The organism is Mycobacterium sp. TH-M103 (assembly GCF_057473785.1).
The window spans coordinates 1-12,280 of sequence record NZ_JBYCLG010000346.1; the positions used below are offsets into that span (position 1 = coordinate 1).

The following is a 12,280-nucleotide window of genomic DNA, read 5'->3' on the forward strand; positions in this document are numbered from 1 at the left end:
AGCGCATCCGCTTTGGGAGCGGAAGGCCGCAGGTTCAAATCCTGTCACCCCGACCAGCGCGACCGGCCCCGTGCCGCAGCTGCGCCGGCACGCCGAGCCACCATCAGCGAGCCACCGACAGCCAGAAACAAACACCGAGGAGCACACCCGTGAAGAGCAGCGTCGAGCAGTTGAGCCCCACCCGGGTGCGCATCAACGTGCAGGTGCCTTTCACAGAACTCGAGCCCGACTTCCAGCGGGCCTACAAAGAGCTGGCCAAGCAGATACGGCTGCCCGGCTTCCGGCCCGGCAAGGCGCCGGCGAAGTTGCTCGAGGCCCGTTTCGGACGGGAGGCGATGCTCGACCAGGTGGTCAGCGAGGCGCTGCCCGCCAGGTACGGACAGGCCGTCATGGAGTCGGAGGTGAAGCCGCTCGGCCAGCCCGACATCGAGGTCACCAAGAAGGAGTACGGCCAGGATCTGGCCTTCACCGCCGAGGTCGACGTCCGACCCAAGATCACCCTTCCGGACCTGAGTTCGCTGACGGTGTCCGTGGAGCCGGTCGAGGTCAGCGATGACGACGTCGACGCCGCACTGCAGTCGTTGCGGGCCCGGTTCGGCACCCTCACCGGTGTGGACCGGCCGGTGGCCACGGGCGACTTCGTCTCGATCGATCTGTCGGCCACGGTCGACGGCGAAGAAGTCCCGAACGCCACCGCGGAGGGCCTGTCCCATGAGGTGGGCTCGGGCCGGCTGATCGCCGGACTCGACGACGCGCTGGTGGGCCTGTCCGTCGATGAGTCCCGGGAATTCACCGCCAAGCTGGCCGCCGGCGAGCACGCCGGGCGGGACGCCCAGGTCACCGTCACCGTGCGTTCGGTCAAGGAACGCGAACTGCCCGAGCCCGACGACGAGTTCGCCCAGCTGGCCAGCGAGTTCGACACCATCGAGGAGCTGCGTTCGAATCTGCGCGAGCAGGTCGAGCGGGCCAAGCGGGCCCAGCAGGCCGAGCAGATTCGCGACGCGACGATGGACGCGCTGCTCGAGCAGGTCGACGTGCCGCTGCCGGAGGCGGTCGTGCGGTCCCAGTACGAGAGCGCCGTGCACAACGCGCTGAGCAGCCTCGGCCACGACGACGCCAAGCTCGCCGAGGCCCTCGCCCAGCAGGGCAAGTCGCGCGACGAGTTCGAGGCCGAGGCCCGCGAGGCCGCGGAGAAGGACGTCAAACGGCAACTGCTGCTCGATACGCTGGCCGACGACCTGGAGATTCAGGTGGGCCAGGACGACCTGACCGAACGGCTGGTCGCCACGTCCCGCCAGTACGGCATCGAGCCCCAGCAACTGCTCGCCTACATGCAGGAGAACAACCAGCTGCCGGCCATGTTCGCCGACGTGCGGCGCGGCCTGGCCGTCGCCGCGGTAGTCGAGGCCGCGACAGTCACCGACACGGCCGGCAACACAGTTGACACCAGCGAGTTCTTCGGCAAGCGCCCGCAGGCCGGCGAGGCCGGGGACGGCGAGCCGGCCGAGGCCGCCGACGAAGCAGGCCCGGAGGCCGAGCCGGTGGTCGCGGCCGACGCGTAGGAATGACCCGGCGCATGACGCTTTGAGCGAACGTGCCCGGTTGAGGGGGCGCGCGGCCGCCACGCGGCGGGCTCCGTTGGTTAGGGTCGGTTCATACGTAACTCGAGAAAGCAGGTAACCCAGTCGTGACTGACATGCGTTCGAACTCGCAGGGTCTCAACCTCACGGACTCGGTCTATGAGCGCTTGCTCTCCGAGCGCATCATTTTCCTGGGGTCGGAGGTGAACGACGAAATCGCCAATCGGCTGTGCGCGCAGATCCTGCTGCTCTCGGCCGAGGACGCCACGAAGGACATCTCGCTGTACATCAACTCCCCGGGCGGATCGATCAGCGCGGGGATGGCGATCTACGACACCATGGTCCTGGCGCCGTGTGACATCGCGACCTACGCGATGGGTATGGCCGCCTCGATGGGCGAGTTCCTGTTGGCGGCGGGCACCAAGGGCAAGCGCTACGCGCTGCCGCACGCCCGGATCCTGATGCACCAGCCGCTGGGCGGGGTGACCGGCAGCGCGGCCGACATCGCCATCCAGGCCGAGCAGTTCCACGTCATCAAGAAGGAGATGTTCCGGCTGAACGCCGAGTTCACCGGGCAGCCGATCGAGCGGATCGAGGCGGACTCCGACCGGGACCGTTGGTTCACCGCCCAGGAAGCCCTCGAATACGGTTTCGTCGACCACATCATCACCCGCGCCGCCCACGTCAACGGAGAAGCCCAGTGAACCCTCAGACCCAACCCCAGGCGCGCTACATCCTGCCGTCGTTCATCGAGCACTCCAGCTTCGGTGTCAAGGAGTCCAACCCCTACAACAAGTTGTTCGAGGAGCGCATCATCTTCCTCGGCGTGCAGGTGGACGACGCGTCGGCCAACGACATCATGGCGCAGCTGCTGGTGCTGGAATCGCTGGACCCCGACCGCGACATCACGATGTACATCAACTCACCCGGCGGGGGGTTCACCTCGCTGATGGCGATCTACGACACCATGCAGTACGTGCGCGCCGACATCCAGACGGTCTGCCTGGGCCAGGCCGCGTCGGCCGCGGCGGTGCTGCTGGCGGCGGGGACGCCGGGCAAGCGGATGGCGCTGCCCAATGCGCGGGTGCTGATCCACCAGCCGTCGCTTCAGGGTGTGATCCAGGGCCAGTTCTCCGACCTGGAGATCCAGGCCGCCGAGATCGAGCGGATGCGCACGCTGATGGAGACCACGCTGGCCCGCCACACCGGCAAGGACCCCGCGGTGATCCGCAAGGACACCGACCGGGACAAGATCCTGACCGCCGAAGACGCCAAGGACTACGGGATCATCGACACCGTCCTCGAGTACCGGAAGCTCTCCGCGCAGAATTCGTGATCCGGCCTGGCCGCCCAACGTAATTGACGGCGCGTTTTGGGCCGGTCTCTCGCACCGAGACCGCGCACGGCGCGGGCGCCGAGTCCCGCTTTTCGTCCCCGCGCTCGCAGGGCGGTTGTAGGGCGGTCACTACCTGCATCCGGGATCCGGTAGTGCGCGAGCCTCGGTCGGGTAACGACCGCGACACGCCAAGGCACGCGCTGCGCGTCTCGGCGAGTGACGGGCACCGTCTGCCTATATGTTGCTTGCAGACGGAGACGGCATGAATACCACTGACGCGATTCCGCGCTAATTGTCGCGGCAAGCCCGAGCAAGCGGGTAGCGTCGGGGTTTACATGCTGGACAGCAAGACGAACGGCGAACAGGAAGTAGGCCTTTAGCCCATGGCGCGCATCGGAGACGGCGGTGACCTGCTGAAGTGCTCGTTCTGCGGGAAGAGCCAAAAGCAGGTCAAGAAACTCATTGCTGGCCCCGGCGTGTACATCTGTGATGAGTGCATCGACCTGTGCAACGAGATCATCGAAGAGGAGCTCGCCGACGCCGACGAGGTCAAGCTCGACGAACTGCCCAAGCCCGCCGAGATCCGTGACTTCCTCGAGGGATACGTCGTCGGCCAGGACACCGCCAAGCGGACTTTGGCCGTTGCGGTCTACAACCACTACAAACGGATCCAGGCCGGCGAGAAGAGCCGCGACTCGCGGGCCGAGCCGGTCGAGCTGACCAAGTCCAACATCTTGATGCTGGGACCCACCGGCTGCGGCAAGACATACCTGGCCCAGACGCTGGCCAAGATGCTCAACGTGCCGTTCGCCATCGCCGACGCCACCGCGCTGACCGAGGCCGGCTACGTCGGTGAGGACGTCGAGAACATTCTGCTCAAGCTGATCCAGGCCGCCGACTACGACGTCAAGCGCGCCGAAACCGGCATCATCTACATCGACGAGGTCGACAAGATCGCCCGCAAGAGCGAGAACCCGTCGATCACCCGCGACGTCTCCGGTGAGGGCGTGCAACAGGCACTGCTGAAGATCCTCGAGGGCACCCAGGCGTCGGTTCCCCCGCAGGGCGGCCGCAAGCACCCGCACCAGGAGTTCATCCAGATCGACACCACCAACGTGCTGTTCATCGTCGCGGGTGCGTTCGCCGGGCTGGAGAAGATCATCTACGAGCGCGTCGGCAAGCGTGGTCTGGGCTTCGGCGCCGAGGTCCGTTCCAAGGCCGAGATCGACACCACCGACCACTTCGCCGAAGTGATGCCCGAGGACTTGATCAAGTTCGGCCTTATCCCGGAGTTCATCGGGCGGCTGCCAGTGGTCGCCTCGGTGACCAATCTGGACCGCGAGTCGCTGGTCAAGATCCTGTCCGAGCCGAAGAACGCGTTGGTAAAGCAGTACACCCGGCTCTTCGAGATGGACAACGTCGAGCTGGAGCTCACCGACGATGCTCTGGAAGCGATCGCCGACCAGGCGATCCACCGCGGCACCGGTGCCCGGGGCCTGCGGGCCATCATGGAAGAGGTCCTGCTGCCGGTCATGTACGACATCCCGAGTCGTGACGACGTCGCCAAGGTCGTGGTGACCAAGGAGACTGTGCAGGACAACGTGCTGCCGACGATCGTGCCGCGCAAGCCCTCGCGCAGCGAGCGCCGCGACAAGAGCGCCTGATCTGATCCACCGGGCGGCGCACCCTGAGGCTGTAAGCGCGCGTGCCCGACGATGGTGATTCGGTCGACCATGTTCCGGGTCCACTGGCGCGTGCGCTGGACCTACTGAACTTCCTGCTGGCCGATGTCCGCGACGGGCTGGGCCCCTACCTCTCGATCTACCCGTTGCTGACCCACCACTGGGACCAGGCGGTGACGGCCGCGACCGGGATCGGGGCCGCGGTGTCGAATCTGGCCGCCGGGTCGATCGTGGTGGCGGCGGGCTACCCCGCGGCCTTCGCCGCTCTCGGTGCTCTCGCCGCTGCGGGCTTGGTGCTCTATCTGGTCGCGATGCCCGAAACGGCGCCCACCGGATCCGGCGTCCCGAATAAGGCTTCCGGCAATGGTGCGCGCGGCTTTATCCGGCGGACGTGACCAATACCACAGTTTTGTCAAGCCGGCATCGCAATGCCCCGCGTACTAGGGCTTTTCGTGGGGAAACGGCCCCGGCGAAGTCGTCGAACACGGTCATGCGGGCTGAAATCCGGTGCCATAATTGGTACTGCGAGTGACATAAAAGCGCGAGCACGCGGTAAACGCTCCGACTGCGCGTAACCTATGGCTGCGGCGGAGTGCCTGTCCGGTTAACAAATGGGAGGCGGGGACGTGGATCCGAACGGCAGCGGAGCCGGATCAGATTCTCATGGCGCGGCGTCTCAGCCTGGGAGCGACCGCCAGCGTCTGGAGCAGGTCGTCATCCGGTTCGCCGGTGACTCCGGCGACGGGATGCAGCTGACCGGCGACCGGTTCACCTCGGAAGCAGCGCTATTCGGCAACGACCTGGCCACCCAGCCGAACTACCCGGCCGAGATCCGGGCCCCTGCAGGCACCCTGCCCGGGGTGTCCTCCTTCCAGATCCAGATCGCCGATCACGACATCCTGACCGCCGGTGACCGGCCCGACGTCCTGGTCGCGATGAACCCGGCGGCACTCAAGGCCAATATCGGCGACCTCCCGCGCGGCGGGATGGTGATCGTCAACACCGACGAGTTCACCAAGCGCAACCTCACCAAGGTGGGCTACGTCAGCAATCCGCTGGAGTCCGGCGAGCTGTCCGAATACGTGGTGCACCCCGTCCCGATGACCACGCTGACCCTCGGTGCCGTCGAGACGATCGGCGCGTCGAAGAAAGACGGCCAGCGCGCCAAGAACATGTTCGCGCTGGGCCTTCTGTCGTGGATGTACGGGCGACCGATCCAGACCAGCGAGAACTTCATCCGCGAGAAGTTCGTCCGCAAGCCCGACGTCGCGGAGGCCAACGTGCTGGCCCTCAAGGCGGGCTGGAACTACGGCGAGACGACGGAGGCTTTCGGCACCACCTACGAGGTTTCGCGGGCCAATCTGCCGGCCGGCGAATACCGGCAGATCTCGGGCAACACCGCGCTCGCGTACGGCATCGTCACTGCGGGACGGCTGGCCGACATCCCCGTCGTGCTCGGCAGCTACCCGATCACGCCGGCGTCGGACATCCTGCACGAGCTGTCCAAGCACAAGAACTTCGACGTCATGACCTTCCAGGCCGAAGACGAGATCGGCGGCATCTGCGCGGCGATTGGCGCCGCCTACGGGGGAGCGCTCGGCGTCACCAGCACATCCGGACCGGGTATCTCGCTGAAGTCGGAGGCGCTGGGCCTCGCGGTGATGACCGAACTCCCGTTGATCGTCATCGACGTGCAGCGCGGCGGTCCCTCCACCGGCCTGCCGACCAAGACCGAACAGGCCGACCTGCTGCAGGCGCTGTACGGCCGCAACGGGGAGTCGCCGGTCGCGGTGCTCGCGCCGCGTACTCCGTCGGACTGCTTCCAGACCGCGCTCGAGGCGGTGCGGATCGCGGTCTCGTACCACACACCGGTGATTGTGCTGTCCGACGGCGCGATCGCCAACGGTTCGGAGCCATGGCGGATTCCGGACGTCGACGAGCTGGCGCCCATCACGCACTCCTACGCCAAGGCCGGCGAGCCCTTCCAGCCCTACGCCCGCGACCCTGAGACGCTGGCTCGCCAGTTCGCCATTCCGGGCACCCCCGGTCTGGAGCACCGCATCGGTGGTCTCGAGGCGGCGAACGGTTCGGGCAACATCTCCTACGAGCCGGTCAACCATGACCTGATGGTCCGGCTGCGGCAGGCAAAGATCGACGGGATCTCCGTGCCCGACCTCGAGGTCGACGATCCGACCGGCGACGCGGAGTTGCTGCTGATCGGGTGGGGCAGTTCCTACGGCCCGATCGGGGAAGCCTGCCGGCGCGCGCGGCGCAGGGGCGTCAAGGTCGCCCACGCCCACCTGCGCTACCTCAGCCCGTTCCCGGCGAACCTGGGCGAGGTGCTGCGGCGCTACCCGAAGGTGGTGGCGCCGGAAATGAACTTGGGCCAGCTGGCGTTGGTGCTGCGCGGCAAGTATCTGGTCGACGTGCAGTCGGTCACCAAGGTTCAGGGCGTGGCGTTCCTGGCCGACGAGGTGAGTCGGCTCATCAACGCTGCGCTGGGTGGAACGTTGGCCGAAATCGAGCAGGACAAGACGATGGTCGCCAGAATGGCGGCAGCAACGGTTGGAGCGGGCGCGAGCGCATGACATGCGCGGCGACGATGCAGAGCGATGAGGAGGAGCGGCGCTCGTGACTAACGTGATCGACAATCTGGTAGGCACGGACTTCGGGGTGACTCCGAGGCCGACCAAGAACACGGGCGTGCCCACAACGGATCAGCCGCAGAAGGCCAAGGACTACACCAGTGACCAGGAAGTCCGGTGGTGCCCGGGCTGCGGTGACTACGTCATCCTCAACACCATCCGCAACTTCCTGCCAGACTTGGGGCTGCGTCGCGAGAACATCGTGTTCATCAGCGGCATCGGCTGCTCCAGCCGGTTTCCGTACTACCTGGAAACTTACGGCTTCCACTCGATCCACGGTCGTGCGCCGGCCATCGCGACCGGTCTGGCGCTCGCCCGCGAGGATCTCTCGGTGTGGGTGGTCACCGGCGACGGCGACGCGCTCTCGATCGGCGGTAACCACCTCATCCACGCGTTGCGCCGCAACGTCAACATCACGATCCTGCTGTTCAACAACCGGATCTACGGCCTGACCAAGGGCCAGTACTCACCCACCTCAGAGGTCGGCAAGATCACCAAGTCGACCCCGATGGGGTCGCTGGACCAGCCGTTCAACCCGGTGTCGCTGGCGCTGGGTGCGGAGGCGACCTTCGTCGGTCGCGCGCTGGACTCCGACCGCGCGGGGCTGACGGAGGTGCTGCGCGCCGCTGCCGAGCACCGGGGCGCCGCCGTTGTCGAGATCCTGCAGGACTGCCCGATCTTCAACGACGGCTCGTTCGACGCGCTCCGCAAGGAGGGCGCCGAAGAGCGGGTGATCAACGTCCGCCACGGTGAGCCGATCGTGTTCGGCGCCAACGGCGAATACTGCGCGGTGAAGTCGGGTTTCGGCCTCGATATCGCCAAGACCGCCGACGTGGCGGCCGAGGAGATCGTTGTGCACGACGCGCACGCCGACGACTCCGCCTACGCCTTCGCGCTGTCGCGTCTGTCCGACCAGAACCTCGACCACACCGTGCTCGGCATCTTCCGCGACATCAGCCGGCCCACCTACGACGACGCGGCCCGCTCCCAGGTACGAGCCGCCCGGGATGCGACTCCGTCCGACCGTGTCGCGCTGCAGTCGCTGCTGCGCGGGCGCGACACCTGGACCGTCGACTAGAGGTGGCTGAGCTGATGCCGGACGCAGTGTCACTGGCCGGGGTGGTACTCGCCGGTGGGGCATCGCAGCGCATGGGCCGTGACAAGGCCAATCTGCCCGTTCCGGGGCCCGCGGGGGCCTCCCGCTTGCCCACCATGATCGAACACGTGGTCGGCGTCATCGGGCAGCGCTGCGAGCCGGTGTTCGTCATGGCCGCTCAGGGGCAGCCGCTGCCCGCCCTGCAGGCACGCATCGTGCGTGACGAACTCCGGGGCCTGGGGCCCCTGCCGGCGACTGCCCGCGGGCTGCGCGCGGCGGCGGATGCGGGCGCCGGGCTGGCCTTCGTCTGCGCGGTCGACATGCCCCTGCTGGCCGTGGATCTGATCGACGATCTCGTACGCCGCGCGACCGAGACCAACGCCGAAGTGGTGCTGCCCTGGGACGGACAGGACCACTACCTCGCCGCGGTGTACCGGACTGACCTGGCCGACCGGGCCGACGCGCTGGTGGCCGGCGGTGCCCGCAGGATGAGCGCCCTGGTCGACGCGTCGGACGCCCAGCGGATCGTGATGCCGGAGTCACGGTCGCTGACCAACGTCAACACGGACGCAGACCTGCGCGCCCTGGCCTAGCAACGCCCGACATCGACCACCGCCGCGCCCGTTCGATCCACGCCCGGCCGGCGAGCATGTCGGTCTCGACCTGCGGCGGGATGATCTCGATCACCTGGACCGGAGTTCGGCGCAGTTGGCGGCGCAGCGACTGGGTGTAGGCGTGCAGCCCCGCCTTGGTCGCCGAGTAGGTCGGCGCGAGCACTTTTGGCACGAACGCCAAGGCGGAGGTGACGTTGATTTGACAGCCACGGTCATGCCGGCGATCTCGGGCAGGGCGGGATCGCCGGTCAGCAGGTCCTCGATCGGCATGACACCCGCGTTGTTGACCACGACATTCAGGTCGGGGTGGCGGCGTTGCAGTTCGGCGGCCAACCGGCCGATGCTGTCCGGCGCCGCCAGGTCCAGCCGAAGGTATTCGATACCCGGGTTTGCCTCGGCGACGGCCCGCAGCGCGTCGAGACGGCGCCCGGCGATCACGAGCCGGTTGCCCGCTCGATGCAACGCTTCGGCCAGGCCGCGGCCGATCCCGCTGCCGCCGCCGGTGACCAGGATGGTGTTGCCCGTCAGGTTCATGCGGTCCAGGCTGACAGCTCAAGCGTCGAAACTACGATCGCTTCATCCAGATTGGGCAGAAGTCCTCATGTGGGGCGCTTCAAACGGATACTTATCCTCGTGATCGACGATCTGGACGCGCAGATCCTGCATGCTCTCCAGCTTGCCCCCCCCCGGGTTTCGTTTCGCCGGATCGCCGTGGTGGTCGAGGCCACTGAGCAAACGGTCGCCCGGCGCTATCACCGGCTGCGCCGCGACGGCGTGGTGCGCGTTGTCGGGCTGGAGAACCGGTGGGCGGACGGCGAAGCGAGCTGGGTGTGCCGAATGCGCTCCGCACCCGACCGAAGATCCCAGCTGGCTGACGCGCTGGTGCGCCGCCGCGACGTGTCCCACGCCAACGTGCTGGCCGGATGGACCGACCTGGTCTGCGTCGTCCGGGCGCCGCTGGGCGATACACGCGAGGACCTCCTGCCCCGACTACTGCCACGAACGACTGCGGTCACCGACATCACCATCGATCTGCTGCTGCATTCGTTCGGCCGCCCCGCAACCGCACCGTGGACCGGCTACGGGCACACACTGTCCGACCGGCAAGCCGCAGAGATTCTGGCAGAGCGAACCGGCCCGGTGTCCTGCGTTCAACGGTTCTTGCCGACCGCAGAGGACCGCCACATCCTCGAGGCACTCGCCGAAGACGGTCGCACACCGCAGTCCCGTCTTGCCGCACGCACCGGCTGGTCGGTTTCCCGAGTGGGCCGGCGGATCGCGGCGCTGGAAGCCTGCGGTGCGCTGCTCTACGAAGTCGACGTGCTGCCCGAGCGGCTCGGTTACCAGCTCAGCGCCATGCTCTGGCTGACGGTGGCACCGCGCGACCTACACCGCGTGGGCGAGTTGATCGCGGCACACGACCACATCGCCTTTGCCGGGCCGTCAGCGGGACCAAGAACCTGATGGCGATCGCCATCTGCCGAGACACCGACGATTTGTACCGGTACCTCAGCGAGCAACTCGCGCAGATCGACGCGATCATCGGGTACGAGGTCAACATCCGCCCCCAGCGCCTCAAGCAACACGGATCGCTGGTGGCCCACGGCAGGCTGATCAACCCCCGCCCGGCCCGCACCGCGAACTGAGCGTATTCGCCTCGGCGGCGGCGCCAGTGGTTGTTGTGGACGGTCTGCTGCCACATCGGCGACCCCCTCGGCCGCGTGGTTGACCGCGAGCCGGGGCCACTCACCCGCGGCGTTTCGATCATCGCTCGCGCCGGCAATTCGCATCTTTCGTGGTTTATTGGCGTCCAGCGAATTCGCATTATCATTCCGGCAGCAATCCGAGCAGGCTGCGATGGGTGCCATTAGCACCCGAAATTCCTTGGAGCGACAATGGTCTCCCGGGCCGCGCCCATATCGTAGTCCGTTGTCGTGGCGGCGATTTGGGGGAGAGGTTAATCGGGTCCGGTGGGGCCGTTACGGTGCGGTTCGGTAAGCGGCCCACGGATTTGCGGCAAAACGGGAGTCGCCGGCAGCACCGGCACTGTTTTTCGCGACCCGCCCTCGTCGGGAACGCCGCGTGGCCGGCGGTCGGGAGACGGACCGAAAATGTGCTGGCCTAAAAGCGTTGTGCAGGAGCATAACTCAGAGTTGCGGTGCGGATGTGGTTTCAGTATTTGGCAATACGTCGCAGCGAAAGATTCAGTTGTGCAGGTGATTTGCTGATGCGTCGTCGATCCGGTAGCGCGATGTGGCCCGGTTGAGGGCGACTGCAGCCACAGATCACGGTCCCGCCGCCGTAACGCCCGGTGTCAAACGGTCGAACAGCGTGGTCTGGGTCACAATTTACCCGTGATTAGGATCACTCTCGTCCAGTGGTGTACGGCGGATGATGGAAGCGCGAAATTCGAGGTTGACCTGCGGAGATATTTCGCCGACCGCTCTGTGATCGGTTTGTTATATGAATGAGATATCCATTTCCTGAAGATGAAAAACATGGGCGGTTCTCGTAGCGTCCCAGTTGGCCCGAGACGGGCAAACGAAAACTGAATCCACGGCCCCGCGTGTGAGCGGGGGGTGGGAGCGGTGCGAGCCGCCCCGGCCGGCGGCTGACAGTCCGCCTGGTACTTGCGAACCCCCGCTGTCGTGCCGAAACGAGACGGCACGCCCCAGAGAGCCACTTCCGCACAGACATGGCATTCAAGCCCACACCGATGGGCTTGCTTTGGCGCGCGCAAACCGCGAAAGGAACACCTTTTGAAGAACGTCCGCAAGACGCTCATCGCTGCCGCGATCACCGGGACGCTCGCGAGCATGCCTTCCGCCGCCACCGCGACCGCGGAGCCGGCCGGTCTGGACCTGAACGGGCCTCCCCCCGCGCCCGTGGGCTTAGACCCAAACGTTCCCCCGCCGCCGGATGCGCCGTCGGCTCCGGACGCCCCCCCGGCCCCGGACGCCCCGCCGCCCGCCGACTTCGACCCGAACCTGCCGCCGCCGCCGGACGCCCCGCCTGCCCCGGATGCGCCGCCGCCGGACGCTCCTCCGGGCCCCGACGCCCCGCCGCCGCCTCCGCACCGGGCGTACAGCGTGGACTGGGATGCCATCGCGCGGTGTGAGTCCGGCGGAAACTGGGCGATCAACACCGGTAACGGCTACTCCGGCGGCCTGCAGTTCACTCCGGGTACCTGGCACGCCAACGGCGGCAGTGGCTCCGCGGCCAACGCCAGCCGCGAGGAGCAGATCCGCGTCGCCGAGAACGTGCTGCATTCGCAGGGCATCGGCGCGTGGCCGGTCTGCGGTCGGCGTGGCTGACAACAGCCGCGGC

11 protein-coding genes and 1 pseudogene are annotated in these 12,280 nt (G+C 67.0%); 10 read left to right on the forward strand and 2 right to left on the reverse strand.

Translation table 11 applies throughout. The features are described 5' to 3' along the window. Positions 1–149: 149 nt before the first annotated feature. The 8 genes from tig to mobA all read left to right on the forward strand — a co-directional run bounded on the left by tig (position 150) and on the right by mobA (position 8,932). A complete protein-coding gene (gene tig, locus AC2VOR_RS19305; protein WP_486964324.1) occupies positions 150–1,562 on the forward strand; it encodes a trigger factor in 1,413 nt (470 codons plus the stop codon). Positions 1,563–1,696: 134 nt separating this feature from the next. After that, positions 1,697–2,284 carry an ATP-dependent CLP protease proteolytic subunit ClpP1 gene (clpP1, locus tag AC2VOR_RS19310; protein ID WP_486964332.1) on the forward strand — a complete coding sequence of 196 codons (588 nt, stop codon included), beginning with the start codon at positions 1,697–1,699 and terminating at the stop codon, positions 2,282–2,284. Next, complete coding sequence (gene clpP2, locus AC2VOR_RS19315) at positions 2,281–2,916, forward strand: ATP-dependent CLP protease proteolytic subunit ClpP2 (protein WP_369737880.1); 636 nt, start codon at positions 2,281–2,283, stop codon at positions 2,914–2,916. Before clpP1 ends, clpP2 begins: the two co-directional genes overlap by 4 nt. Before the next feature lie 383 nt (positions 2,917–3,299). Further along, complete coding sequence (clpX, locus tag AC2VOR_RS19320; RefSeq protein ID WP_486964325.1) at positions 3,300–4,580, forward strand: ATP-dependent Clp protease ATP-binding subunit ClpX; 1,281 nt, start codon at positions 3,300–3,302, stop codon at positions 4,578–4,580. A gap of 41 nt (positions 4,581–4,621) precedes the next feature. Further along, on the forward strand, positions 4,622–4,993 hold the full coding sequence (locus tag AC2VOR_RS19325; RefSeq protein WP_486964326.1) for a hypothetical protein: 372 nt from the start codon (positions 4,622–4,624) through the stop codon (positions 4,991–4,993). A 231-nt stretch (positions 4,994–5,224) separates the two neighbouring features. After that, positions 5,225–7,186, forward strand: coding sequence for a 2-oxoacid:acceptor oxidoreductase subunit alpha (locus AC2VOR_RS19330; RefSeq protein ID WP_486964327.1), 1,962 nt, complete (start codon positions 5,225–5,227; stop codon positions 7,184–7,186). Positions 7,187–7,229: 43 nt separating this feature from the next. Next, a complete protein-coding gene (locus AC2VOR_RS19335; RefSeq protein ID WP_486964328.1) occupies positions 7,230–8,321 on the forward strand; it encodes a 2-oxoacid:ferredoxin oxidoreductase subunit beta in 1,092 nt (363 codons plus the stop codon). A gap of 14 nt (positions 8,322–8,335) precedes the next feature. After that, positions 8,336–8,932 (forward strand): molybdenum cofactor guanylyltransferase, encoded by a 597-nt coding sequence (gene mobA, locus AC2VOR_RS19340; protein WP_486964333.1) that lies wholly within the window; start codon positions 8,336–8,338, stop codon positions 8,930–8,932. Here the strand turns inward: mobA and AC2VOR_RS19345 are convergent. Then, positions 8,898–9,125, reverse strand: coding sequence for an SDR family NAD(P)-dependent oxidoreductase (locus tag AC2VOR_RS19345; RefSeq protein WP_486964329.1), 228 nt, complete (start codon positions 9,123–9,125; stop codon positions 8,898–8,900). The genes mobA and AC2VOR_RS19345 overlap by 35 nt on opposite strands. Continuing rightward, complete coding sequence (locus tag AC2VOR_RS19350) at positions 9,023–9,487, reverse strand: SDR family NAD(P)-dependent oxidoreductase (protein ID WP_486964330.1); 465 nt, start codon at positions 9,485–9,487, stop codon at positions 9,023–9,025. Before AC2VOR_RS19350 ends, AC2VOR_RS19345 begins: the two co-directional genes overlap by 103 nt. 69 nt (positions 9,488–9,556) lie before the next feature. Between AC2VOR_RS19350 and AC2VOR_RS19355 the strand changes: the two are divergent. Both AC2VOR_RS19355 and AC2VOR_RS19360 read left to right on the forward strand, forming a co-directional pair. Beyond that, positions 9,557–10,599: pseudogene (locus tag AC2VOR_RS19355) on the forward strand (Lrp/AsnC family transcriptional regulator). A 1,113-nt stretch (positions 10,600–11,712) separates the two neighbouring features. Further along, a complete protein-coding gene (locus AC2VOR_RS19360; RefSeq protein WP_486964331.1) occupies positions 11,713–12,267 on the forward strand; it encodes a transglycosylase family protein in 555 nt (184 codons plus the stop codon). The last annotated feature ends 13 nt before the right edge of the window (positions 12,268–12,280 follow it).

Excerpts from the sequence above, each read along its gene's own strand:
- clpP1 (WP_486964332.1), top strand. The coding sequence starts at position 1,697 with ATGCGTTCGAACTCGCAGGGTCTCAACCTCACGGACTCGGTCTATGAG.
- clpX (WP_486964325.1), top strand. The coding sequence starts at position 3,300 with ATGGCGCGCATCGGAGACGGCGGTGACCTGCTGAAGTGCTCGTTCTGC.
- mobA (WP_486964333.1), top strand. The coding sequence starts at position 8,336 with ATGCCGGACGCAGTGTCACTGGCCGGGGTGGTACTCGCCGGTGGGGCA.
- AC2VOR_RS19350 (WP_486964330.1), bottom strand. The coding sequence starts at position 9,487 with ATGAACCTGACGGGCAACACCATCCTGGTCACCGGCGGCGGCAGCGGG.